This window comes from Gemella cuniculi DSM 15828 (genome assembly GCF_000425665.1).
Taxonomy (GTDB): Bacteria; Bacillota; Bacilli; order Staphylococcales; family Gemellaceae; genus Gemella; species Gemella cuniculi.
Genome location: NZ_KE384431.1, coordinates 55579 through 81618 on the forward strand (window position 1 = coordinate 55579; position 26040 = coordinate 81618).

Sequence of the window (26040 nt, forward strand, 5' to 3'; positions counted from 1 at the left end):
GGTGTATCTTTTTGGGCTTTATGTTACAATGATAATGAAAAGATAATAAGATATAAAGATAAAGTTCAAGATTGTGAGGTGTAATTATGGAACATGAAGTTAAAGGAATAGAGTGTTCTTTTTGTGGAAAGTCATCAAACGAAGTTTTTAAGATGATAGCAGGTAATGATGTTTTTATCTGCGATGAATGCGTTGAACTATGTTCAGAAATTATTGAAGAGGAAATTGGCTACCAAAATGCAATGAATAAACCAAATTTTAAATTATTGAAACCTCATGAAATAATGAAACATTTAAATGAATATGTAATAAGCCAAGATAAAGCAAAAAAATCTGTTGCAGTAGCAGTATATAATCATTATAAAAGAATAAATGCTAAACAAAATGGTGAAAATATTGAACTTCAAAAAAGCAATATTGCTTTGATAGGTAGTACTGGATCTGGTAAGACTTTAATAGCACAAACTTTAGCAAAAATGCTTGATGTACCATTCGCTATTTCTGATGCAACAACTCTTACAGAAGCAGGGTATGTAGGAGAAGACGTTGAGAATATTTTGCTTCGACTTATTCAAAATGCAGATTATGATATAGAAAGAGCAGAAAAGGGAATTATATATATAGATGAAATAGACAAAATCGCCAAGAAAGGCGAGAATGTCTCCATAACAAGAGATGTTTCAGGAGAAGGTGTTCAACAAGCCTTGTTAAAGATTTTAGAAGGTACAGTGGCAAGTGTCCCTCCACAAGGTGGTCGAAAACATCCTGGCGAAGAAATGATAAAAATAAATACTAAAGATATTTTATTTATTATTGGTGGAGCATTTTCAGGAATTGAAGAAATTATAAAACGACGTCTTGGGGAAAGGATAATTGGTTTTTCTAAGAGTGATGAATTAAAAAATGATGAAGATATCATTTCGAAAGTAAAGCATGAAGATTTAGTGAAATTTGGAATTATTCCAGAATTTATAGGTCGTATCCCAGTGGTTTGTTATTTAGAAGAACTGGATGAAAATGATCTAGTGAGAGTATTAACTGAACCAAAAAATTCTGTAATTAAACAATATGAATATTTATTTGAACTAGATGGAGTGAAGTTAATTTTTGAAGATGAGGCTTTAAAAGAAATTGCAAGAGAATCCATAAAACGCAAAACAGGAGCAAGAGGATTACGCTCAATAATAGAAGAATTACTTCTTGACGTTATGTATGATATTCCTAGTGCAAAAAATGTAAAAAAATGTACTATAACGTACGATAATGTTATTAATAAAACTAAACCATTATTAAAATAATTAGGTTAGAGAGGAGTTCGTTTTGACAAAATATTATTTATTAGAAAATAGAGATTTATTCTTTCCAACTAATACTTATACAATTGATGTGACGGACAAAAAATTTTTGAAAGCAATTAATGGAGTAAAAAGAGAAAAAATTTCGGTTTTTGTAACTAGTAAAAGAAAACTTATAGATGCCTATGATGAAGAGTTTTCTGAAGATGATATGTTTGATAGCCAAGGATTTAATGTGTTTTTTGGGACATATGGACAGCTTTCAATAGATAAAAAAAATAATAAATATGAATATCACTGCTATGGAGTTGCAGAGGTAAAAAGTGGGGTTTATAGTGATAATCAAGTTGAATATTTGGATATTACGGTAAAAGAAACTATTGATAATGGATTTGATAAAGAAACAGTTTTAAACCAACTAAAAGAAAATTTTGAGAAATATTTGGAAAGAGAACATTTCGAGATTGACTACTATAAAACGGATAATTTAGAAAAATTTATTAATAAGAATATAAAATACTTCCCTCTTGATAAACTATTAAAGAAAAGAGCTTTATATTTATTAGACTTGGAGAAAAAAGCTATATTTCTTAATAGAAGTTTAGAGGCATTTTTAGTGGGAAGTGGCTATAAACGTGAAATAGATAATAAAGTAAGAGAAAATCTTGATAATCAACAAAAAGAATATTTTTTACGTGAACAAATGAAGGTCGTTCAAGATGAATTAAAACAGATTTCTCCTGAAGATGATGATATAGAAAAACTTCGTAAACAAATTTTGGAAATAAATTTGTCAGAAGAGGATAAGAATGTTTTATTGAAAGAGATTGATAGATTGGAGAAAACTCCGATCATGAGTCCAGAACACTCTATTATAAGAACATATTTAGACACAGTAGTAGCTCTTCCTTGGAATACGTTAACTCCAGATGCTCTTGATATAAAAAATGCGGAGAAGATTCTGAATGACGATCATTATGGGTTAGAAAAAATAAAAGAAAGAATTTTAGAGTTTCTTGCTGTAAAAAAATTGAGAGAAGATATGAAATCACCAATCCTTTGTTTATCTGGACCTCCTGGAGTAGGGAAAAGTTCATTAGCAAAATCTATTGCAAGTGCAATGGGGAGAAGTTTTATCCGTATTTCTCTTGGAGGAGTTCGTGATGAAGCTGAAATCAGAGGACATAGAAGAACATATTTAGGAGCACTTCCTGGAAAAATTATTCAATCATTAAAGAAAATTAAAACAAAAAATCCTGTTATTCTACTTGATGAGATAGATAAAATGGCTTCTGATATAAAGGGTGACCCAGCAGCAGCTATGCTTGAAGTGATAGATCCAGCACAAAATAATGAATTTATAGATCATTATTTAGATATTCCTTTTGATTTATCGAAAGTGCTATTTATTGCAACTGCAAATAATCTTGGGATGATCCCTGCTCCACTTCGTGATAGGATGGAAGTTATTGAATTAGAATCATATACTGTAAAAGAAAAAGAAAATATCGCAGTTAGATATTTAATACCAAAACAAATTAAGGAAAATGGTTTAAAAGGAGTTAATATTTCATTTTCTAAACAAGCTATCAACAAAATAATAAATGGTTATACTTATGAAGCTGGTGTTAGGAATTTAGATAGAGTTATTGCATCTATATGCCGAAAAGCAGCACTTCAAATTTTAAAAGGTGAAGAAAAAGTTAAAGTTGGTATAAATAATCTTGAATCATTTATTGGACCAGAAAAATATAGTATGAAAGATAAAAACTCTACACCTGAAATAGGGTTGGTAAATGGACTAGCTTATACTTCTGTTGGTGGTGATACTTTGGAAATTGAAACTAGTATTTCACGTGGGAATGGTAAGATTATTTTAACTGGAAAACTTGGAGATGTAATGAAGGAATCAGCACAAATGGCGATTTCATATTTAAGATCTAATGCAGAAGAATTAAAATTAAATAAAATTAATTTTTCTGAAATAGATATTCATCTTCATGTTCCAGAAGGTGCAATTCCAAAAGATGGTCCTTCTGCAGGTATTACGATAACAACTTCAGTTTATTCTGCACTTACCAAAAAAGTCGTAGATAATAATATTGCTATGACTGGAGAAATGACATTACATGGGAAAGTTCTTCCTATAGGTGGAGTAAAAGAAAAAATCTTAAGTTCGGAAAAAATGAATATTAATACTATAATCATTCCAACTAAAAATAAAAAAGATTTAGTAGATATTCCAAAAGAAATTTTGGAGAAATTAACTATTCATTCTGTAGATAATATTAAACAAGTATTCAATATAGTATTTGGAGAAATATAATGAAAAAGTTAAATACACATAATGTAGATTTATTAATAAGTGCAGTATCAAAAAAACAATATCCAGAGCACACAAAACCAGAAGTAGCAATGTGTGGGCGTTCAAATGTTGGAAAATCATCGTTTATTAATACAATTTTAGAAAGAAAAAATTATGCACGAGTTTCTTCAAAACCTGGGAAAACTCGCACACTTAATTTTTTTAATGTAGATGAAAAAGTCGTTTTAGTTGATGTCCCAGGATATGGATATGCCAAGTTATCAAAAAGTGAAAAAGAAAAATTATATGATATGATTGTTGAGTACTTTACTAATAGTGAGAATTTAGGTTTTGTTTTACATCTTATGGACAGTAGACACAAACCATCACAAGATGATATTGAAATGAATGAGTTTCTGAATTATTATGAAATTCCATTTGTTGTTGTACTCACAAAAATTGATAAAATATCTAAAAATGAATTAGCAAAAAATACAGCAAAAATCAAAAAAGAATTAGATCTAACCAATAACATGGCGATTATTCCGTTTTCTTCGGTAACAAAGATAGGAAAAGAAAAAATATTAGCAGAAATCGAAAAGGTATTAGAAGATTAAGATTGTGAGATTGAAGTAATTTGAAGCAACTCAAAATTATTTCAGTCTCATTTCTATTAAATATTTTTTATTTACAGACATGTGAAAATTATTTATATAACTAATTCTAAGGAGTCAACAAAAAAAGTTGACATTTTTATTGAAAAAGTATTGACTTTCTATTTTTATAATGTTAGAATAGTTACTAGCTTAGAAAACTTAGCATATAGATTCAACTTTTTCATTAAACACTTCATAAACACACATATATTAAAATAATAAAAAGTTGAAACATAAGGAGTACAAACATGGCAGTAAAAATCCGTTTAAAAAGATTAGGTGCTAAAAAATCACCTTTCTACCGTATCGTTGTTGCTGATTCAAGATCTCCACGTGATGGACGTTCTATCGAAACTATCGGTACTTACAATGCTGTAAAAGATCCAGCAGAAGTTAAAATCGATGAAGAGTTAGCATTAAAATGGTTAGGTAATGGAGCTCAACCTTCTGACACAGTTAGAAGTTTATTATCTAAAGAAGGAATTATGAAAAAATTCCACGAATCAAAATTAAACAAATAATAAAATTCCCCTTTGAAAACAAGGGGTTTTTGTTTGCAAAAAATTCTACAATTTTGTTATAATATTGGTTATTCTGAAATCTAATGTTTAGAATTTTTTAATAAATATTGTATATATAACAAGTTTAATAAAGAATTTTTAGTAAGTGATTAGAAAAATATTAGGAGGGTGATTAATGGAGTACTTATTTGAAATATTACCCAGTTTAATCGCTGGTGCATTAATAACTTTAGAAGTTTTCTTTTTAGTGTTAATTCTATCGATACCGCTAGGTATAATTGTTGCTTTTGTAATGAGATTTAATATAAAAATATTAAATTGTTTTATTAGTATTTACATATGGGTAATGAGAGGAACACCGTTATTATTACAATTAATTTTTATTTATTATGTCTTACCAAATATAGGCATACGTTTTGATAGATTACCAGCAGCAATTATTGCATTTACACTTAATTATGCAGCATATTTTGCAGAAATTTTTCGTGGGGGAATTGAGTCTATTCCTAAGGGGCAGTACGAGGCAGCAAAGGTTTTAAAATTTTCATATTTTCAAACAATAAGATTTATTATTTTACCACAGGTTATAAAAATAGTATTACCTAGTGTTTTTAATGAAATTATGAGTTTGGTGAAAGATACGTCTTTAGTCTATGCATTGGGTATAAGTGATTTAATTTTAGCAAGTCGAACAGCAGCGAATCGTGATGCTAGCCTTATTCCTATGTTTGTAGCTGGTGCTATTTATTTAATATTAATAGGGATTGTAACTATTATTTCAAAATATGTTGAAAAGCGTTATAATTACGACAGGAGGTAAATATGTTAGAGTTAAAAAATATAAGTAAGAAGTTTGAAGATAGAATGATACTTTCTAATTTCAATTTAAAAGTTGAAGAACATAAAATTCTTGCAATAGTAGGACCTTCTGGAGGTGGAAAAACTACATTACTACGCATGTTAGCTGGTTTGGAAACTATCGATTCTGGAGAAATTATTTATAATGGTGAGAGTTTACCATTAGATGAACTAGAGAAAAGAAATCTTCTAGGTTTTGTATTTCAAGATTTTCAATTATTTCCACATCTTACAGTTTTAGAAAATTTAATTTTGTCACCTGTCTATACGATGGGAATTTCTAAAGAAGATTCTGCGAATAAGGCAAAAGATTTGCTAAGTCGTCTAGGCTTGGAAAAACAGATAAGCAGCTATCCACATTTACTATCTGGTGGTCAAAAACAGCGTGTAGCATTAGCACGTGCGATGATGATAGAACCAAAGATTATTGGATATGACGAGCCAACAAGTGCACTTGATCCAGAACTAAGATTAGAAGTAGAAAAATTAATATTACAAAACAAAAAATTAGGTATAACTCAAATAGTTGTTACCCATGATTTGCAATTTGCAGAAAATATTGCTGATGACATATTAAAAGTAGAACCAAAATAAGAGGATAGAGGTATTGTGATGAAATTAACAAAATTATTTATTTTATTATTCACATTTTTACTAATTCTTTCAGGATGTGCTTCTGGAGGCCGTGATAAGCCTAACAAAGATAATTGGGAAGACTTTGAAAAAAATAAAAAATTAGTTATAGGTTTTGATAATACATTTGTACCTATGGGTTTTCAAGATAAGAATGGAAAAAATATAGGTTTTGATATTGATTTAGCAAATTCTGTATTTGAAAAATATGGTATTACTGTTGACTGGCAACCAATAAATTGGGATTTAAAAGAAACTGAATTGAAAAATGGAAATATAGATCTTATTTGGAATGGATATTCGAAAACAAAAGAACGTGAAGATATTGTTCAATTTACTAATGAATATATGATTAATGAGCAAGTTATTGTAACTAAAAAATCAAAAAACATAAATACAAAAAATGATTTAAAAGATAAAATACTTGGTGCACAAAATGGTTCATCTGGATATGATGTATTTAATGAAAAAACAGAAATTCTTAAAGACATAGTAAAAAATAATAATGTAACTCAATATGAGAGCTTTAACGAGGCATTAATTGACCTAGAAAATGATAGAATAGATGCATTACTTATTGATAGAGTGTATGCAAATTATTATTTAAAACAACAAAATAAACTAGAAGATTATGATATTATGAATGCTGGCTATGAAAGTGAAGCATTTGCAGTAGGAGCAAGAAAAACTGATGTAACACTTGTAAAAAAAATTAATGAAGCATTTAAAGAATTATATAAAGAAGAAAAATTTCAAGAAATATCAAAACGTTGGTTTGGAGAAAATGTAGCAACTAAAGAGGTAAAGAGTGATTAACTCAAAGATTTTAAATAGTTTGATGCTAATTTTCAAAACTAGACAAAGTAGATATTTTAAATAGTCAATATTTCGAAGTTATTTCTAAATAGAAATAATATAATTTTGTAATTTTTATTTGTTCAAAATTATAATTTTTTTATTAATTGATAATATAATTTTGTAAGAGAGTAACTCTACAAAATTGTTTTTATAATACATGATTTTTGAGGCTCTCTTTTTATTTTTTAATTTAGAGAATTATTTGAAAAATAATACGGCTTTTAATATAATATTACATATAGAAGCATGTGGAGATGAGAAATATGAATAAAGGATTAATAACAAAAGAAGAGTATAACATATTAAAAAAATATGCACCTAAAACTATGAAATATGTTTTTTTTGAAGAAAAAGAAGAGTACATTAATATATATTTTTCTGACTATGACGAACTTGCAGTAAGGTTAACTTCAGATATTATTTCAAATAATATAAACAATAAGGAGAATAATGACTTGAAAATTGCTGTTGATGAAATTTTGAATCAAATTTGCGAAAGAATGTATTACTATTAGAGTGAGGAAATAGTAATAAAGAGGAAATGCTTACAGTATACCAATCTTTGCAATAAAAATAGTTTTATCTTCTTTTATTATAGATAATTTGGTATCCCAATTTGTGATTACTAAGTGTCAACAAAAAAAATTGACAATTATTTGCTAAAGTACTTGATTTTTTCTAAAGAATTAATTATAATAAGTAGGTATGTGATTAACTCACTTAAAAATAACTCTGTTCATATTTTAAAGTGTTCAGGGCAGAAGGAGAAGATAATAATGAGAGAAGGAATTCATCCAGATTACCGTAAAGTTGTATTCATGGACACTACTAGTGGTTTCAAATTCTTAAGCGGTTCTACAAAACCATCAAAAGAAACTATTGAGTGGGAAGATGGAAATACGTACCCATTATTAAAAGTTGAGATCAGTTCAGACACACATCCATTCTACACAGGGCGTCAAAGATTTGCTCAAGCAGATGGTCGTATCGAACGTTTCAACAAAAAATACGGTATCAAGTAAGAAAAGTAAAACAGGCTATCTTTTTGGATTGTCTGTTTTTATTCTATGTAGTTACAGAATATAATCGGCTATCGTTAGAAATAATTTTATTAAAGTTTATGAAATACTATTGGTATGAAGAAATAATTATGTGATTATTTAATAGGAGATTTGTATTATGTTGGAAAATAGAAAATTTGGTTGGATAGAATGTATCTGTGGAAGTATGTTTTCTGGAAAATCAGAAGAACTATTAAGAAGAATTAAACGTGGAGTTATTGCAAAACAAAAAGTTTTATTATTTAAACCAAGTATTGATAAAAGATATGAAGAAAATAAAGTAGCAACTCACAATGGAAATAGTTATGAGTCAATTAGCATAGATAATGCAGAACAAATATATAGCTATATAAAAGATAAAAAATATGATATTATAGGTATTGATGAGATACAATTTTTTGATAATGATATTGTAAAAGTCATAAATGAATTAGCAGATGGGGGCGTACGGGTAATTGTTGCTGGATTAGATATGGATTTTAAGGCTGAACCATTTCATCCAATGCCAGAAATTATGGCGATAAGTGAAATGGTAACAAAACTTCATGCTGTTTGCAATAAATGTGGAAAAGAAGCTAGTCGAAGTCAAAGATTAATAAATGGCCACCCAGCAAAATATGATGATCCGATAGTAGTTATAGGTGCTAGTGAATCTTATGAGGCTCGATGTCGTCACTGTCATGAAATAGAAAAGTAGATTTAGGAGGAAAAAATGGAAATATTAGGACAACTTGAAATAGTTGAAGAACGTTATGAAAAATTAAATGAATTGCTTAGTGATCCTGATGTAGTTAGCGACACTAAGAAACTTATGGAGTATTCTAAAGAACAACGTTCAATTGAAAAAACTGTAGCAGTATTTAGAGAATACAAAAATATAGTTCAACAAATTAAAGATACAAAAGAGCTTCTTGAAATGGAAGAAGATAAAGAAATGAAAGAAATGATGCAAGAGGAAATCAAAGAATTGGAACCTACGCTTGCACCTATGGAAGAAGAATTAAAAATTTTATTATTACCTAAAGATCCTAATGATGGTAAAAATGTAGTCGTTGAAGTCCGTGGTGCAGCAGGAGGAGATGAAGCACAGTTATTTGCTGGTGATTTACTTCGTATGTATACCCGTTTTGCAGAATCACAAGGTTGGAAAGTAGATGTACTTGAACGCTCTGAAACAGGAATAGGTGGAATAAAAGAAGCAATTTTTATCGTTTCAGGAGAAGATGTATATTCTAAAATGAAATTTGAAAGTGGAGCACATCGTGTACAACGTGTTCCAACAACTGAATCAAGTGGTCGTATTCATACTTCAACAGCAACGGTAGTAGTGTTACCAGAAGCAGAAGAAGTAGAAATTGATATTAATGAAAATGATATTCGAGTGGATACTTTTGCATCTAGTGGAGCGGGAGGACAATCGGTTAATACGACTATGTCGGCTGTTCGTCTAACTCACATACCTACAGGTGTGGTAGTATCTATGCAAGATGAACGTTCTCAAATTAAAAATAAAGAGAAAGCTATGAAAGTTCTTCGCGCACGTGTTTATGATAAATATCAACAAGAAGAACAAGCTAAATTTGATGCTGAGCGTAAATCAAAAGTTGGAACTGGTGATCGTTCAGAAAGAATAAGAACTTATAATTATCCTCAAAATCGTGTTACCGATCATAGAATAGGTTTAACTATTCAAAAACTGGATCAGATCATGGAAGGAAAACTTGATGAAGTTTTAGAAGCACTTCGTATTGCTGAGCAAGCAGAGAAAATGGCAGAACTTAATAAAGGTGAAGAGCTATAATGAATAGAAGGCAAGCAATAATGAAGGCTTGTCTTCTTTTGAGAAGACAAGAAAAAGAAGAAAGTTTAGCAAAATTTCTTTTAATGTATATGTTTGATGAAACTTCGCAAAGTTTTAATTCAAAATTATCTGAGCAATTAAGTTTAGAAGTAGAAAATAAATATTTTCAGTTGATAGAAAAACATATAGAAGATGATATGCCTCTTAGCCATCTTGTTGGTTTTGAATATTTTTATGATAGAAAATTTAAAGTAACCAAGGATGTACTTTCTCCGAGAATGGAAACAGAAGAACTTGTTCATAAAATAATAGAATATGTAAAAGATAAGAATTTAATAAACATTAAAATTTTAGATTTATGTACTGGTAGTGGGATAATAGGTATAACTTTAAAAAAAGAATTAGAAGATTATAATGTAGATGTTACTGCTAGTGACATAAGTGAATTGGCATTAAAGGTAGCACAGGAAAATGCAAAAAATAATTATGCAGATATTAAATTTATACAGTCGGATCTGTTTGATAATATAAATAATCAATTTGATATTATAGTTTCTAATCCACCTTATATTTCATATGTTGATAAAAATACAATCAAAAAAAATGTTTTGAATTATGATCCGCATCTTGCTTTATTTGCTGATGAAGATGGAATGTATTTTTATAGAAAAATAATAGAAGGAAGTAACACATATTTAAAAAAGAATGGGTTTCTATTCTTTGAGATTGGTTATAATCAACGAGAAAAAATAGAAGATTTAGGAAAAAAGAATAATTATATGGTAGAAGTGTATAAAGATATAAATGGTCATGATAGAATGGCTATGTTTGAATATAAATAAAAAGATAAAAGAATGTAATTACATTCTTTTATCTTTTTATTTGTATCGTAGGAAAGTTGACTATAATTCTCTGTACACACCGACACATTCTCCAATTACTTCGACATTTCGAGTAACAATGGGTTCATAATCAGGATTGCAAGGGTATAAAATGACATTATCATTTTTAACAAATATTTTTTTTAGCGATGCTTCGTTCCATTCTGTAAGTCGAACTGCTGCGATTTTTCCATTTCTAACAGAATTTTGTTGACGGATAAAAACTAAATCTCCATCAAAAATTCCAGCTTCAATCATACTGTCACCTTTAACACGAAGTGCGAAATCAGCACGCATTCCTTGATCAATAAAAATATGATCATCATACTCTTCTTCTATGTAAACACCATCTCCTGCACAGATAGTACCTAAAATAGGGACTTTAGAGATATTATCAATAATATCTTCAGCATCATCATCAATGAAATTATTTGAAGATTCTATTTCCATATTATCACATTCTCCAACAAGCCAGTTTGGATTAACTGAAAGATATTCAGCAATTGCAAGTAATTTATCACGTTTTGGTGTATATTTTCCTTTTGACCAATCGCTAATTGATGATGGAGTGATTTTAGTAGAGCGTGCTAGTTCGGCCTGTTTTATATTTTTTTCTTTTAAGCATTGTTTAAATCTTATACTAAATACTGTCGTCATATGCATTCATCCATTCTTTAATATTCTTATAATAAATTATAAAGTAAACCGTACTAAAAATCAAGGTTATTTTAGGAAAAAACTAAAAAAAATTAAGAAATATGAATTTTATACTTGATTTTCGGTTTTCCGTATGTTATTATGTAGATATGAGATAAATTAAGTTTTACGTATAAAAAGAAAGAAGGTAATGATATGATTTTGTATTGGCTAATTATAATGTTTCTACTAGCGAAAGTATTTACTTTCTTTGAAACTAATAAGTTAAAAATTGTAAAAAAACATAAAGTAAATAAAAAAGTTTATTAAGAAAACTTTATTTTGTATACGGATATATTTATAGCAAAGTAAATTTTTAAAAATTATTTTTTATAATTACAGTATGGTGAGTTTTGCATTATAAAGTATATAAAAAGATTGTATAGCATAATACTCAGTCAATAATGTATTATTTAGTAATAATGAAGAAGATTAAAGAATATTTTTTAGTATTATCTTTAATCTTTTTTGTTGGTTATTAGTAATATTAATAAATGGAGTGTTATACAAATTTAATTTAATAAATTAAAAGTATGATAAATGTTCAGATATTTATTAAGAATATTAAATATAAATTTTTTATCAAGAATTTAATTTGCAAAAATTTATCCTTATGGTTTTTATTCAATCATATCGTGAAGATAGAAATAATTTTTAAGTTAGTATAAAAGGTTAAATAAAAATTGATAATATAACGTTTTCTTAGAAGTTTTTAATGATAAAAGTATGTACTAATTTTTGAAAATATTGTATAATGAACAATATAATAATAACACTAGGAGGATTTCTTAATGAAATTAGTATTAACTAGACATGGTGAAAGCCAATGGAATCTTGAAAATAGATTTACTGGATGGGTAGATGTAGATATTACTGATAAAGGTAAACAAGAAGCAATAAAAGGCGGTCAAACACTTAAAGAACTTGGATTAACTTTTGATGTTGCATATACTTCATATCAAAAACGTGCCATCAAAACGTTGAATCTTTTCTTAGAAGAATTAGATTTACTATGGATTCCAGTACATAAAAGCTGGAGATTAAATGAAAGACATTATGGTGCTCTTCAAGGATTGAATAAAGCAGAAACTGCTGAAAAATACGGAGATGAGCAAGTTCATATTTGGAGAAGAAGTTTTGACGTAGCACCTCCACAAGTAGAGAAAGATAGCCCAATGTACCCAGGAAACATTGATAGATATAAAGATATTCCTGAAGGAGAAATCCCTACCGGAGAAAGCTTAAAACTTACTATTGATCGCGTACTTCCATATTGGGAAAGTGATATTTCAAAACAAATTAAAGCAGGGAAAAATGTCCTTATCTCAGCACATGGGAATAGTTTGAGAGCATTAATCAAATATTTATTGAATATTTCTGATGAGAAAATCTTAGAGTTGAATTTGCCAACAGGTACTCCTTTGGTATTTGATATTGATGAAAATCTAAATATCACTTCTGCACCAGAATTATTCTAGATTAAAGTTATGAAAAGATTAATAGTTTTAATAACGGCTTTGTTTATTTTACAAGGTTGTAGTAATAAGGGAACTTTTTCACAAGATCAATTACAAAATTTGACTAATTCAGTAAGTATTAATCAGCTAGAGAAAACAGAATTTAATCCGGAAAAAAATAGGCTACTTATTTATTCTACTGAAGAATTAATTAGTAAAGAAGATTTTGATAAAATTTTAAAAACTTTGAAATTAAATAATTTTTCTGGAAAAGAAGTTTTATCGGATAATATTAGTTCAAAAGAATTTGATAATAAAAATTTTGATATAGAAGTTGTGTCTAAAAACAAGAATACTGTGTCTTTTAATACGAATGATGTAAATAATAAAAATTATAACATTGTCCAAACAAAGTATTCTAGTTCTTATGTAAAAGAAAAAATTTCAACTTTTTCAAAAGATTTAATTACTTTTGATGAACTTGCAGGTACTATTGAGACAGATCTTAATAAATCACGAAACTTAGGTGATAAGGTTGCTAAGTTCAATGAAATAAAAGAAAAAATTAATACAGAAATTGCTTCTTTAAAGACATTAACAAAAGAAAATACAGAGTATGAAAATATTACAGAGTTAACTAGCAAAGTAACTAGGGTAGAGACATTTACTAATTTGGTAATTTCTGCTGTAAATAATTCAATTAATTCCAACAGTGGAACTTTTATAGCTAGAGGGTTTTTGAATATCAATGAAATAGATAGAATAGCAAGAGAATTAGAAAAAATGTAAAAAAACTTCCAACAATTATGAATATTTGAAACTTATTATTGTTTCAAATTTACTACTAGTTGTTGGAAGTTTTTTTTTGAGTTTTGATAAAATTGTTTAATAATAAAAGTGGCGATTCAAAAAAATCTTATTTAAAAAAATTATGATTTTATTGAATCGCCACTCAGTAATTTATACTAATGGTTTTAAAAGAAAAAAAGAAACTTATATAATTTCATAACGAAAGTTTTAAAATAAATTTTATTTTTTCTAAATAAAGTGAATTAAGTGTACTGTACAATAATTAATAAGAATATATTCACTGTTTTGATTAAAAATTAATAAGTTTCGATTTTTTTGGATCAAACACTTTGTTTTAATTTAATTGGTTTATGAAATAGGAAAAAGATGATTATATTTTCATATCAAAACCCTTTTTTTATAATGATTAAAGAAAATCTTCCGGTTTTATATCCTCCATCCCAATCATTGGATCAATTAGATTTATATTTTGATAAGTTAGAAAGTATTCTTCACTAAGAGTTACATTTGAGTTACTGTCATTTGAATTATGTACAAAGAACCACTCTAATGCAGTTTGTCTTGTCACAACGTTGGAAGGCTCAATTGATTTATAAAAAACATTTGGGTTGCCACAGAGTATTAGTTTTTTCTTAGCACGGGTTATCGCAGTATAAGTTAGATTTTTATTTAACATGAAATTATAAGAGTCAATAAATGGTACAATAACATTATCAAACTCCGATCCTTGAGCTTTATGAATAGAACAAGCATAAGCAAGAGTAATTTGATTTAATTCTTGTTTTTCATAAGTAACAAAATTATCATCGTAATCAATCACTACTTTAAGTTTTCCAGATTCTTTAAAAATATCATAAATATAGCCAATATCACCATTAAAAATATTATCCTCTGGTCGATTAACTAATTGCATAACTCTATCTTCGATTTTGTAAACTAATTCGCCATATTCTACAAAAAATTCATTTTGATTGAATAAATTTTGGATAGTTTTATTAATTTCATTAATTCCTGAATTTCCCTTATAAATAGGGGCAAGAATTTGAATTTTTTCTTTTCCAGTGTGTTCTAGAAGGTTGCTATAAGTTGTGGTAATTACATCCAAAATTTCATTTTTATTTGCCATTAAAAATTCTTTGTCATCAAAATTTTCAAGTATGTCAAATGGAATATTATTTTTAATAGAATGAGATATATTTATAATACTTGAATTTTCACTTTGCCTAAAAATTTTATTTAATTTTACAGTAGAAATTTTTTTTGAATTTATCAAATCATTTAGAACATTTCCAGGAGAAATGGATGGAAGTTGATCATTATCACCAACTAAAATTATTTTAGCTTGTGAATTAATAATTTTAAGTAGATTATACATTAAAAAAACATCAATCATACTTGCTTCATCAATAATAACTAATTCTGATTTTATACTCTTATCACTGACGAATTCTTCCATATTCTCATCCTCATTAGTCCATCCTATAGCTTTGTGAATTGTAGAAGCGTAAAAACCTGTACTTTCGAACATTCTTTTTGCAGCCTTTCCAGTAGGTGCACAAAGTGTAAGAATATTTTTATTTTCATCTAATAAATCATTTAAACTGTAGTTTTTTATTTTTTGGAAAATTTTTATTACTGCTAAAATAATTGTAGTTTTACCAGTCCCAGGACCACCAGTTAATATTGAGAAATTATTTAAAATAGAATTTTTTATCGCAGCTATTTGTACAATATCGTATTCAATTTCTAATTCATCTTCAATTTCTTTAATATACTTTTCTAGAAGTTCATCACTAATATCAATAGAATTTTTAGTTTCTAATCTTTTTTCTATATCATTATAAATTGCGTATTCTGAATAATATATTTCAGGAAGAAAAATCTTATCTTCTAGTTCAATAAGTTTTCCCATATCCAAACAATAAGTTAAAGCATTAAGAATATCATTTTTATCAACTGCTTCATTTCGTGAGGAATATAGGATGTTAAAAGTATTGTAGAGCAAACTATTTTTTTTTATATAAGTATTTCCAGTAGAAAAACAAAAAGTGTTTATTGTATAAATAAATCCATATAAAATTCTTTCTCTATCGTTTGCTGGTATTTTGTTATGTTCAGCAATCTTATCTACAGTTTTAAAGTTTATTCCTTTTATATCTTTAATTAAAGAATAAGGATTTTCTGTAATAGTACGAATTGTATTATGTTTATAGAAGTTGTAAATTTTTAATATTAGGTTGTTACTTAAATTGTATTCATTTAATTTTAGAATAATATCCTGAGTTTGTTTATTGGCTAAAATGGTGGAGTAAATAGTATTTTTTCTTTGGGTGGGAATTTCCTTGATGCTATATAAAGAATCTTTATCTTCATATATTTTGTCAAGAGCTTCAACCCCTAAATGTTCAACGATAAGTTCAGCAGTTTTCCTACCAATACCTTGAAAGATGGAACTAGAAAGATATGAGATTATAGCTTCTTTATCCTTTTCAATAATGGGTTCAACCATTATGGCAGAAAGTTGTGTTCCATACTTTCTATGTTGTACGATTTCACCTTTAAAAGAGTATAGTTCTTCTTCAACAAAATCTATATCATCAAAAGTTCCAACAACGCTAAGATAATCTCCTTCGATAAAATCATAAGTATCATTAAGAAAAATAGAAAGTATATAGTAATTATTTTCTTTATTATGAAAAATTATTTTATTTAAATATCCTTCAACTGTTTGCATACTGTTCAACTCCTAATAAACAAATTAATAATATAATAATAATATATAATAGAATAAAAGTCTAGAGAGTGAGAGCACAAAGCAACAATTTATAGAGCAAATTCTTGATAATTAGAATGATAGTAATATAATATAAATATGAGTCAAATAAAATAAAAACGAACTTTAATGTAGAATTAGTTATTTAGAATATTTTTATTAAATTAGAATGTTTTAAAATATATAGTGCGTGATTTATATTTATATTGACAAAATATGTATTAAGTGTTGTATGTACTATTAAATATATATATAAATTTAATATAAGGAGGTGAAATAATATGAATAAGAAAAGATATGATGCAACAATAGCGATATTATTCGCTATAGCAACATTTTTTATTATTTTTTATTTTTTTGCTAGTAAAAATTTTTTTGAGTGGGCATTTGCGAGACATCATAATGTTCTAAGTTGGTATATCAGACCATTATTCGTTATACCTATAGTAATTGGAGCGTATAAAAAATCTTTTTCAACTATATCTATTTCAATATTTTCTTTGTTTACCAGCATGTTTTGGTTTCCTATACCTGATAAAGTGAATGCTAGTGTTATAAGTTTTTTAAATTTTGAAAAAAATTACTTAACAAATGGTTGGGAAGTAGGTAAAATTTTTGTTATTGCAGCAGTAATAATGTTTTTTGTATTTTTAATTTACGCTACTTGGAAAAGAAAATGGAAATTACTAATTAATGTTATTATAGTTGGAGCAATTCTAAAGGTTATACATAGTGTAGTATTTAGTGGTAATAGTGGATTATCAATTTTGAAACCGGCAATATTGGGTGTTGTTATTTGTATCTTAGTGGTTTTGCTATTTTTAAGAAAAAAGAAGTAATTGATGCTGAAACTTTTAATATTCATAGCATATGCAGTGATAAATTGTTTGCTAATCAAAACTTTTAATCAAATATCATATCAATTTTAAATAATAATGTTAACCTGTAATCAACTTAAAAATTAAATACAATCATTAAATTTTAAAATTTTTATATGTTGATGTAATATTCTGCTATTTTTTAATTATGTTATTTTTATTACAAATAAGTTCTATTGTAGCAAATTTTTTTATAAAATGATATAATAGTATGATAGAAAAAAGGAGGTTGGATTTGTGACCACTGTAAAGAATATATTTGATCATTTAAATAAATTGGCAGATGTGAGGTTAGCTGAGAAATGGGATAATGTAGGTTTAATGTTGGGAGATTATAATAAGAATGTATCAAAAGTTTTAATTTCTCTTGATGTAACGAGTGATGTTGTTAAAGAGGCAATTAATAATGATATTGATTTGATTGTATCTCATCATCCATTAATATTTAAACCGCTTAAAACTCTAAATTTTACAGATGATTTCAAATCTAATATTATCAAAGATTTAATACGAAATGATATTTCTGTAATATCGTTTCATACAAATTTGGATTCTGCAGAATATGGTTTAAATGATTTTCTTGCTAAGAAATTAGAATTAGAAAATATCCGAGTTCTTTTTGAACATGAATTTGATAATAGATCTGGATTAGGAAGAATAGGAGATTTTAAGAATAATAAAACTTTAGATGAGTTTATTCAATATTTAAAGGAAAAGTTTTCTCTGGAGACTGTTTCTGCAGTAATAGGAAATGATAAACAAATAAAGACTGTAGCAATTTTGGGAGGTAGTGGAGCAGATTTTATGTATTCAATGCCTGAGGTTGATATATATTTAACAGGAGATGTTGGCTATCATGTAGCCCTTGATGCAATAGAACTTAAAAAAAATATGATAGATATTGGACATTTTTCGGAACATTTGGTAAAAGACTTGCTAGATGAGTATATCGCTGAGTTAGATGTAGAAGTGAAAAAGTCAAATGTTGAAAAATCACCATTTAAAATTTTATAAGGAGGTAAGTAAATGTCAAAAGCAACTCCAACTATGGAAGATTATATAGAGGTAATATACTCTTTAATAAAAAATAAAGGATATGCGAGATCGGCAGATATTGCAGAGCGTCTTGCAGTATACCCATCGACAGTAACAAAAATGTTAAAAAAACTTGATGTAGAAGGTTATATAATTTATGAAAAATATAGAGGTATAGCCTTAACAAAGCAAGGACATGAGATGGGAGAGTACGCATTAACTCGTCATGAACTTTTGGAAGATTTTCTTCGTATAATAGGTGTTCAAGAGGAAAAAATCTATGAAGAAGTAGAAGGTATAGAACATCATTTTGGAAGAAATTCACTAGAGAAAATAAAAGAATTAACAAAATATTTAAAAAAGAATAATTATAAAGCGTAATGGAGAATTAATGTGGCTGATAGACAATATTTAGATTTATGTAAAACTATTCTTGATAAAGGAATAGAAAAGGATGATAGAACAGGAGTGGGGACAAAAAGTATTTTTGGTTATCAAATGAAATTTGATTTGCAAAAAGGTTTTCCGCTTCTAACAACTAAAAAAGTAAATTTCAACTTAGTGTGGTCAGAATTGCTATGGTTTATTAAAGGTGATACAAATATTAAGTTTTTGTTAGAAAATAAAAATAATATTTGGAATGAATGGGCTTTTAAAAAATGGATAGAAAGTGATGAATATGCTGGACCTGATATGACAGATTTTGGGCATAGGGTACTAGTTGATGAGGAATTTGGAAAGAAGTACAAAGAACAGATGGCTATCTTTAAAGAAAAAGTATTAAATGATGAAGTATTTTCTAAAAAGTATGGTGATTTAGGAAATGTTTATGGCAAGCAGTGGAGAAACTTTAATGGTGTTGATCAGTTAAAAAATGTTATTGATCAAATCAAGGAAAATCCATCATCAAGAAGGTTAATTGTTTCTTCTTGGAATCCTGCTGAAGTCGACACAATGGCACTTCCTCCATGTCATTCTCTTTTTCAATTCTATGTAAATGATGGGAAGTTAAGTTGTCAACTTTATCAAAGAAGTGGTGATGTATTTTTAGGAGTACCTTTTAATATTGCATCATATTCATTGCTAACTATCTTAATAGCTAAAGAGTGTGGTTTAGAAGTTGGAGAGTTTGTTCATACGTTAGGTGATGCACATATTTACAAGAATCACTTTAATCAAGTTAATGAACAAATATCAAGAACTCCATATCCATTACCAAATTTGAGAATACATGATTTTGAGAGTATTTTTGATTTGAGGATAGAGGATGTGGAACTTATTAATTATGAATCGCATCCATTTATAAAAGCACCAATTGCGGTTTAGAGGTGAAAAATATGTTATCGTTAATAGTAGCTTATGATAAAAAAAAATCTATAGGTAATGAAAACACGATTCCTTGGCGATTAAAAAATGATATGTTAAGAGTAAAGGAACTTACTACAGGACAAACTATTATTATGGGAAGAAAAACTCTTGAAAGCATAGGAAGAGCACTACCAAATAGAATAAATAGGGTATTAACTAGAAATCCTGAACGACTGAAAAGTTATGAAAATATTGAAATTTATACGGATGATAAAATCTTAGAAAATACTGCAACTTCAAAAGTTTTTATTTTTGGTGGAGGAGCTGTCTATAGTAAATATTTTGATAAATGTGATGAAATGTTTATAACCGAAGTTGATACTATTGTAGAAGCTGATACAAAATTTCCTGATTTTTCTGAAGAAGAGTGGGTACTTATAGAAAAACAGAGATTTAAAAAAGATGAAAACAATCAATATGATTATACATTTTTACACTATAAAAGAAAAAGAGAGGAATAGGTAAATGGAAAAGGTAAAAATTATTATTGATTCATCTAGTGATTTAACTTTTGATGAAATTGATAAATTTGATGTAGAAGTAGTACCACTGACTATTAATATAGATGGTGTGGATTATAATTATAAAACCATTGCTAATGATGAATATATAGTAAAAATGAGAACAGCTAAAGATTTTTCAACAAGTCAACCTTCTATTGGAAAATTTTTAGAAGTTTTTGAAAAATGGAGTGCACAGGGGTACAAACTTATAGTTTTGACCATTTCATCAGCATTGAGTGGAACATATAACACTGCATTATCAGCAAGTTCTGAATTTGAAAACATTTATGTGGTAGATACTAGAACTACTACAAGAGGGATGGTTTATTTATTGGAATCTTGTATTAAACAATTAGAACGAGGAATTTTGGTAAGTGATGTAGCAGAAAATTTGAGAAAAGAAGCTGACAATATTTTAACTTATGTTACTATTGATAATTTAGATAATTTGGTAAAAGGTGGAAGACTTAGTAAGTCAGCTGCACTTATAGGTGGTTTGTTAAATATTAAAGTCCTAACTCAGTTGAAAAAAACCGAGCTTGTTGCTATTGATAAGGTCCGTGGTAAGAAAAAATTAGTTCAAACATTAATAAAAAGAATCAATGAAGAAAAGGATGCTCGAAAAATAAAACGTATTAGTTTACCCAACACCTTAGCTGATGAGTATGTAGAATTAGTAAGAGTACAATTAAAAGATGAGTTTGGTTATGAAGTTAAAGATGAGGATGTTTTTACAACAACTCCAATTATCTCAACACATACAGGGGAAAATGCAGTAGGAGTAATTGTAGAACTAGCGTAGTCGGAGGTGAATTATGACAAATTTCGATGAAACAAGATTGTTTGATAGTAATTTTTATGATAAAGGTGATATTCACAATATATTAAAAAATGTTGTTGGAACAATTAAATTAAAAGGATATGATCCTATAAATCAACTTATGGGATATATAAAAACTGGTGATCCAATATATATTCCAAGAGATAATCATGCAAGAGAGCAAATTAGATTAATAGAGATGGATGATATATTAGAATATTTATTATATTTTTTTATTCAGGAGTCGTAAATGTTAAAAAAAAGAATAATGGGACTTGATTATGGTTCTAAGACTATTGGCGTTGCTGTCAGTGATCTTTTAGGATTAACAGCTCAAGGAATAGAGACTATAAATATTAATGAACAAATTAAAGATTTTAAAATTAAACATCTTAAAGAATTGGTTAAAGAATATGATGTAGGAACTATTGTTGTAGGTTTACCTAAAAATATGGATAACAGTGTTGGTTTTAGAGGAGAGGCTACTTTATATTTTGTAGATGTATTAAAAAATAAAATAAAAAATGTAGAGATAATTTTACAAGATGAAAGATTGACAACAATGGGAGCTAATAGAGTATTATTAGAAGCCAATGTTTCTAGAAAAAAAAGAAAAGATGTCATTGATAAAATGGCGGCGGTTTTAATACTGCAAACATATTTAGACAAATTTAATTAAATAATTTATGTGGAGGATATAGTAATGCAAGAGAAAGATATAAAAAATATCAGTATTGATAATACAGAGGAAGTGTATACGCTAAGTACACTAGAAGGTGAAGAAAAAGAATATCGTAAAATTTTGGAATTTACGAATCCTACAAATGGAAATCTTTACTATATTTTTGCAGAAGAAGCAACTATTGATGAAGATGAAATTAGTATTTTTCCGATGATATGTATAAATGAAGATGAGGAAAATATGAGGTTTGAACCAGTAGAGACTGATGAAGAGTATGATATGATTTCTGAAGTATTAGATACTTTCTATTATGATGAAAGTGAGTAAAAAATGAGAGAAGATAAAGTAAGACGTAGAAATGAACTACGAGAGAAAAATAAAAAGAAAACACCTATATTGCCTATATTTTTAACAATTCTAGTAGCCGTGGCAATTTCTGTACTATCATTTTTTTATTATATGATAACGCCTGTTGATAAGAGTGATAATGATGATGTTAAAGTAGAAGTAAAAGAAAATTATGGAAGCCAAAAAATTGCAGAAGAGTTAAAAAGTAAAGGTTTAATTAGAAATGAGTTGGTTTTTAAATTATATTCACGCTTAAGAACGGGTTCATCATTTTACGTAGGAACTTTCAATCTTAAACCTAGTATGAGTGTTTCGCAAATTATGGATGAACTTAGTAATAAAGAAAATGCTAAATCTGGTAATACTCTTACTGTGATAGAAGGAGATAGTATTTTAAAAATAGCACAAAATCTTCAAAAAAGTAATAAAATTAATAGTGAAGAATTTTTAGAAAAAGTGAATGACGGTGAATTTATTAAAAAACTTCAAAATCAATTTCCAGAGTTGATAACAGAAGAAATTTATGGAAGAGATATTAAGTATGCACTTGAGGGATATTTGTATCCAGCTATATATAATCTTGATGATAATGAAACTGCGGAAACTTTAATTACTAAAATGGTTCGTGCAACTAATGAAAAAGTAGTACCTATGTATAAAAAAAATAATAAATTATGGACTATTAACGGGAAACAGACTCAGATTTCTATTCATGACTACATTACAATGGCTAGTATATTAGAAAAAGAATCTACTAAAGCGGATGAAAATAAAATTATTGCGAGTGTATTTTTAAATAGACTTGCACAGGGTATGAGATTGCAGACAGATCCGTCAGCGAATTATGCAGCTGATAAATTAACAGGGGCACCAACACAAAAAGAATTAACATTGCAATCGCCATACAATACTTATGTGGTGAAAGGTTTACCACCTGGTCCAATTTCATCAGCGGGAATGTCGTCTTATGAGGCTTTAAATAATGCTGAAAACACAGATTATTTATATTTCTTACATGCAACGAAAGACGGGAAGGCATATTTCTCAAAAACTTATGAAGAACATGAAGCATTGGCAAAAGAGCATATAGAAGGATATGTTCCTTCAAAACCAGGAAATTAAAAAAGTAATTATATATTGAGAAGCACTTTAACTTTTTGATACTATGAGTAGACTTTTTGCTTTTTATCTAGAAATTATATATTGAAGAAAGTAGAAAATATAATTTTCTAAAATATTGACAACATCAGTATTTCTTAAGTTTGGAATTAAAACGAGAAGTGGTATTCTAGAAATAGAGAATTAGTACTTCAAAGTATGAATTAAGAGTGGGAACTTACAAAAACGGCTCTTTGCCAAACGAGAGGGATAGGGGAAAATTTCCAAGAAATGTGTTAGACGACTCAAAGTCGCTTAGCACATTTTTCTTTTTTCTTAATATTCTTATTTTTACTATCGTTGATAAACAATCTCGACATAACTAAAATACGCAATCTAAAATGATAAAAGCTAGAGTAACCATAAGAAATACGTTTAAGCAATTTAATCTTATTATTAAAACCCTCCAAAGTCCCATTAGAAAATACAATCTAACACTATTAAGCATATATACCTTATGTTTTTTCATAGTTTTAACAGCCTTAGCGACACCACTAGACAATCCCGTAGTATCGAATTTTTCAAGTTCAGTTACTCTAACAAATCTTTTTTAGTAATAAACCTTTTTAAACTTTTATTATAGAAAAACTTATCATGACTTACTTTATCCCTATCTTCTAAAACTAACTTCCAATTATTTTTTAAAAGTGTACATATAGAGCCACTTTGACTTTATACTTATTCATTAATTTTATTCTTGTTTTATTTAATTGGGGAAAACATTCTTGATGTTTATATACTTGGTCACGTAGGGGTACTTAGAGCAGCTATAATCTTCTTTTATCTATCAAATGAGGGAATTTCTATTTTAGAAAACACAGCAAAACTAGGACTACCTATTCCAGAAAAATTACAAAACATCTTACAACAATTAAACAAGGAGGACAAATAAGATGATAGAAAAAATAAACGAAACATTAATGAATGCAGGACAACTTGCGAGTACAGACTTCGTTGTAATACATAACGATGCAGGAAGTGTGACTTCAAATCAGTATGTATCTTGGTTAAGATATTGAGATAAAGCGTTAGGGATTGCACATTACTACTGTAATCGAAACTGTATAGCAAGAGTAATTGATACATACAACATCGGTTATCACACACAGGGGAGTGGTGGAGCAACACTCACTCGATTGGATATGAAGTTTGTGAGAGTATGAAAGTATCAGACGCAGATTTTTTAGAAAACGAAGATATGGCATTAAGACAAGAAACAGAAGACTTGATTTTTTACGGACTGCCTATTAATAAAAACATAGTTCGCTTACATCACGAATTCAGTTCGACTAGTTGTCCACATCGTAGTATGGCACTTCACGGAGGGCCTACTGATAGCGTAAAAAGTTACTTTGTAGAACGCATGAACTACTTTGCGACTTTAGGATCAACGGTTGATGAAATGTTAGGAAATGCGAGTAGCTCCGAGCCAGTAACAGCAAGTTCATATCCAGGGAGTAACTCATTAGATGAAGATGTTGCGAGAGAAGTTATCGCAGGAGTTTGGGGTAATGGTCAAGACAGAGTCAACAGATTAACAAATGCAGGATATGACTACAACACGATTCAACAAAAAGTAAATGAGTTGTTAGGATAAAAAGGAAAGGTTATATCTTTTTTGATGTAATCTTTTTAATTTTGATTGCATACAATAATTTTAGAGAAATAAAATAAAGATTTGCATTAGGAAAAAATGTAAAGAATAGATAAGTGATAACTTCATTAAGAAATGTTAACCAAAGAGGATTGAATTAGTAGATATATTTTTATCAGAATCCTTGATAAAGAAGTTATATTTTTTCTTTTAATCAACTCTTTGTTGCTTTAAAAGCAATAATAGAGTAAAATTGTATATGAGTAAAAAAATAATTTAGGAGAAATTATGCAACAGTATTTTTTAGATGAAAAATTTAATAGTAATTCAACATATGTGCTTTCTAAAAGCGATAGTAATCATATTGTAAAAATAATGAGAAAGAAAAATGATGATATGGTTTATGTAGTTTTTCGAGATGAAATAAAATATATTTGCAGTATTGTTGATAATAATATTGAGGCAGTAGTAGTAAAACCATATAAGAAGGTGCTAGGTACTAATGAATTAACTACAAAAATTACTATAGCAATCCCACCTTTGAAAAATGACAAAATAGAATATTTGATTCAAAAATTAACAGAATTAGGAGTTAGTAGTATAGTTTTATTTAATTCTGAAAGAAATATAGCAAAAATTAAAAACGATAAGATAGAATCAAAACTAAAGCGTTGGCGTAAAATTATAAAAGAAGCTGCTGAACAGTCGAAAAGGAATCTTATTCCCGATATTGCATACGTGGATAATTTAAGTGAATTATTGAATTATTCAAAATTACATGATTATAAAGTCGTAGCTTATGAAAAAGAATCTATAAACGAAGAAAATATTAATTTAAAAAATCTGTTAACTAGTGATTTAGATAACAAATCTGTTATCGCTATTTTTGGAAGTGAGGGTGGTTTATCTGAAAAAGAAATAGATATTTTAACTAAATCTGAATTTAATGTGGTAGGATTGGGTAAGAGAATTTTGAGAGCAGAAACTGCACCGCTTTATTTTATTAGTTGTGTGGCCTATTTTTCAGAATTTAAGTAAAGGAGTTATAG

The 26040-nt window shown here is 27.9% G+C and carries 31 protein-coding genes; 28 read left to right on the forward strand and 3 right to left on the reverse strand.

Annotated features, from left to right (window positions below; genetic code table 11):
* Positions 1–86: 86 nt before the first annotated feature.
* The 12 genes from clpX (at position 87) to prmC (ending at position 10830) form a co-directional block, all read left to right on the forward strand.
* The gene (gene clpX / locus H612_RS0104915; RefSeq protein WP_027130427.1) at positions 87–1298 is read left to right on the forward strand and encodes an ATP-dependent Clp protease ATP-binding subunit ClpX; all 1212 of its coding nucleotides are present in this window, start codon (positions 87–89) and stop codon (positions 1296–1298) included.
* Between the two features lie 22 nt (positions 1299–1320).
* Complete coding sequence (lon, locus tag H612_RS0104920; RefSeq protein WP_027130428.1) at positions 1321–3621, forward strand: endopeptidase La; 2301 nt, start codon at positions 1321–1323, stop codon at positions 3619–3621.
* Complete coding sequence (gene yihA, locus H612_RS0104925; protein ID WP_035500363.1) at positions 3621–4217, forward strand: ribosome biogenesis GTP-binding protein YihA/YsxC; 597 nt, start codon at positions 3621–3623, stop codon at positions 4215–4217. Before lon ends, yihA begins: the two co-directional genes overlap by 1 nt.
* Positions 4218–4504: 287 nt before the next feature.
* Positions 4505–4777, forward strand: coding sequence for a 30S ribosomal protein S16 (gene rpsP, locus H612_RS0104930; protein ID WP_021752330.1), 273 nt, complete (start codon positions 4505–4507; stop codon positions 4775–4777).
* Positions 4778–4952: 175 nt separating this feature from the next.
* Entirely contained in the window at positions 4953–5597 is a 645-nt protein-coding gene (locus tag H612_RS0104935; RefSeq protein ID WP_027130430.1) for an amino acid ABC transporter permease, read from the forward strand.
* A 2-nt stretch (positions 5598–5599) separates the two neighbouring features.
* Entirely contained in the window at positions 5600–6229 is a 630-nt protein-coding gene (locus tag H612_RS0104940) for an amino acid ABC transporter ATP-binding protein (protein WP_027130431.1), read from the forward strand.
* Between the two features lie 18 nt (positions 6230–6247).
* Positions 6248–7084: an amino acid ABC transporter substrate-binding protein gene (locus tag H612_RS0104945; RefSeq protein WP_027130432.1), complete on the forward strand. Its 837-nt coding sequence runs from the start codon at positions 6248–6250 to the stop codon at positions 7082–7084.
* Between the two features lie 305 nt (positions 7085–7389).
* Positions 7390–7641, forward strand: a complete 252-nt coding sequence (locus H612_RS0104955; protein WP_027130433.1) for a hypothetical protein — start codon at positions 7390–7392, stop codon at positions 7639–7641.
* A gap of 261 nt (positions 7642–7902) precedes the next feature.
* Entirely contained in the window at positions 7903–8148 is a 246-nt protein-coding gene (locus H612_RS0104960; protein ID WP_003145327.1) for a type B 50S ribosomal protein L31, read from the forward strand.
* 157 nt (positions 8149–8305) lie between these two features.
* Positions 8306–8884, forward strand: coding sequence for a thymidine kinase (locus tag H612_RS0104965; protein ID WP_027130434.1), 579 nt, complete (start codon positions 8306–8308; stop codon positions 8882–8884).
* A 15-nt stretch (positions 8885–8899) separates the two neighbouring features.
* Positions 8900–9988, forward strand: a complete 1089-nt coding sequence (prfA, locus tag H612_RS0104970) for a peptide chain release factor 1 (protein ID WP_035500365.1) — start codon at positions 8900–8902, stop codon at positions 9986–9988.
* Positions 9988–10830, forward strand: a complete 843-nt coding sequence (gene prmC / locus H612_RS0104975; RefSeq protein WP_027130436.1) for a peptide chain release factor N(5)-glutamine methyltransferase — start codon at positions 9988–9990, stop codon at positions 10828–10830. The genes prfA and prmC overlap by 1 nt, the downstream gene beginning before the upstream one ends.
* A 60-nt stretch (positions 10831–10890) precedes the next feature.
* Here the strand turns inward: prmC and H612_RS0104980 are convergent, their stop codons facing one another.
* Positions 10891–11526 carry a LexA family protein gene (locus H612_RS0104980; protein WP_027130437.1) on the reverse strand — a complete coding sequence of 212 codons (636 nt, stop codon included), beginning with the start codon at positions 11524–11526 and terminating at the stop codon, positions 10891–10893.
* A gap of 830 nt (positions 11527–12356) precedes the next feature.
* Here H612_RS0104980 and gpmA point away from each other — a divergent pair.
* Together gpmA and H612_RS0104995 are read left to right on the forward strand one after the other, a co-directional pair.
* The gene (gpmA, locus tag H612_RS0104990; RefSeq protein ID WP_027130438.1) at positions 12357–13043 is read left to right on the forward strand and encodes a 2,3-diphosphoglycerate-dependent phosphoglycerate mutase; all 687 of its coding nucleotides are present in this window, start codon (positions 12357–12359) and stop codon (positions 13041–13043) included.
* Between the two features lie 9 nt (positions 13044–13052).
* Positions 13053–13811 carry a membrane lipoprotein lipid attachment site-containing protein gene (locus H612_RS0104995; RefSeq protein WP_051210145.1) on the forward strand — a complete coding sequence of 253 codons (759 nt, stop codon included), beginning with the start codon at positions 13053–13055 and terminating at the stop codon, positions 13809–13811.
* 427 nt (positions 13812–14238) lie between these two features.
* Here H612_RS0104995 and recD2 read toward each other — a convergent pair whose 3' ends face one another.
* On the reverse strand, positions 14239–16566 hold the full coding sequence (gene recD2 / locus H612_RS0105000) for an SF1B family DNA helicase RecD2 (RefSeq protein ID WP_027130440.1): 2328 nt from the start codon (positions 16564–16566) through the stop codon (positions 14239–14241).
* A 320-nt stretch (positions 16567–16886) separates the two neighbouring features.
* On the opposite strand from recD2, the gene H612_RS0105005 reads away from it, so the two are divergent.
* The 10 genes from H612_RS0105005 to mltG all read left to right on the forward strand — a co-directional run bounded on the left by H612_RS0105005 (position 16887) and on the right by mltG (position 23361).
* A complete protein-coding gene (locus H612_RS0105005; protein WP_027130441.1) occupies positions 16887–17444 on the forward strand; it encodes a hypothetical protein in 558 nt (185 codons plus the stop codon).
* A gap of 276 nt (positions 17445–17720) precedes the next feature.
* Positions 17721–18497, forward strand: a complete 777-nt coding sequence (locus tag H612_RS0105010) for a Nif3-like dinuclear metal center hexameric protein (protein WP_027130442.1) — start codon at positions 17721–17723, stop codon at positions 18495–18497.
* Between the two features lie 12 nt (positions 18498–18509).
* Positions 18510–18899 carry a transcriptional regulator MntR gene (gene mntR, locus H612_RS0105015; protein ID WP_027130443.1) on the forward strand — a complete coding sequence of 130 codons (390 nt, stop codon included), beginning with the start codon at positions 18510–18512 and terminating at the stop codon, positions 18897–18899.
* A 12-nt stretch (positions 18900–18911) separates the two neighbouring features.
* On the forward strand, positions 18912–19844 hold the full coding sequence (locus H612_RS0105020; RefSeq protein WP_084167245.1) for a thymidylate synthase: 933 nt from the start codon (positions 18912–18914) through the stop codon (positions 19842–19844).
* Between the two features lie 11 nt (positions 19845–19855).
* A complete protein-coding gene (locus H612_RS0105025; RefSeq protein WP_027130445.1) occupies positions 19856–20347 on the forward strand; it encodes a dihydrofolate reductase in 492 nt (163 codons plus the stop codon).
* Between the two features lie 4 nt (positions 20348–20351).
* The gene (locus H612_RS0105030) at positions 20352–21191 is read left to right on the forward strand and encodes a DegV family protein (RefSeq protein WP_027130446.1); all 840 of its coding nucleotides are present in this window, start codon (positions 20352–20354) and stop codon (positions 21189–21191) included.
* A gap of 13 nt (positions 21192–21204) precedes the next feature.
* Positions 21205–21459 carry an IreB family regulatory phosphoprotein gene (locus H612_RS0105035; RefSeq protein ID WP_027130447.1) on the forward strand — a complete coding sequence of 85 codons (255 nt, stop codon included), beginning with the start codon at positions 21205–21207 and terminating at the stop codon, positions 21457–21459.
* Entirely contained in the window at positions 21460–21888 is a 429-nt protein-coding gene (gene ruvX / locus H612_RS0105040; protein WP_027130448.1) for a Holliday junction resolvase RuvX, read from the forward strand.
* Positions 21889–21912: 24 nt separating this feature from the next.
* On the forward strand, positions 21913–22218 hold the full coding sequence (locus H612_RS0105045; RefSeq protein ID WP_027130449.1) for a DUF1292 domain-containing protein: 306 nt from the start codon (positions 21913–21915) through the stop codon (positions 22216–22218).
* A gap of 3 nt (positions 22219–22221) precedes the next feature.
* Positions 22222–23361, forward strand: coding sequence for an endolytic transglycosylase MltG (mltG, locus tag H612_RS0105050; RefSeq protein WP_027130450.1), 1140 nt, complete (start codon positions 22222–22224; stop codon positions 23359–23361).
* A 281-nt stretch (positions 23362–23642) separates the two neighbouring features.
* Here the strand turns inward: mltG and H612_RS10380 are convergent, their stop codons facing one another.
* The gene (locus H612_RS10380) at positions 23643–23807 is read right to left on the reverse strand and encodes a transposase (protein WP_425402102.1); all 165 of its coding nucleotides are present in this window, start codon (positions 23805–23807) and stop codon (positions 23643–23645) included.
* Between the two features lie 287 nt (positions 23808–24094).
* On the opposite strand from H612_RS10380, the gene H612_RS09740 reads away from it, so the two are divergent.
* The 4 genes from H612_RS09740 to H612_RS0105060 all read left to right on the forward strand — a co-directional run bounded on the left by H612_RS09740 (position 24095) and on the right by H612_RS0105060 (position 26029).
* The gene (locus H612_RS09740; protein WP_245570453.1) at positions 24095–24289 is read left to right on the forward strand and encodes a phage holin family protein; all 195 of its coding nucleotides are present in this window, start codon (positions 24095–24097) and stop codon (positions 24287–24289) included.
* A gap of 1 nt (position 24290) precedes the next feature.
* Complete coding sequence (locus tag H612_RS10385) at positions 24291–24416, forward strand: hypothetical protein (RefSeq protein WP_281170295.1); 126 nt, start codon at positions 24291–24293, stop codon at positions 24414–24416.
* Between the two features lie 140 nt (positions 24417–24556).
* Complete coding sequence (locus H612_RS09745; protein ID WP_084167248.1) at positions 24557–24994, forward strand: hypothetical protein; 438 nt, start codon at positions 24557–24559, stop codon at positions 24992–24994.
* A gap of 285 nt (positions 24995–25279) precedes the next feature.
* On the forward strand, positions 25280–26029 hold the full coding sequence (locus H612_RS0105060) for an RsmE family RNA methyltransferase (RefSeq protein WP_027130451.1): 750 nt from the start codon (positions 25280–25282) through the stop codon (positions 26027–26029).
* Positions 26030–26040: the final 11 nt, after the last annotated feature.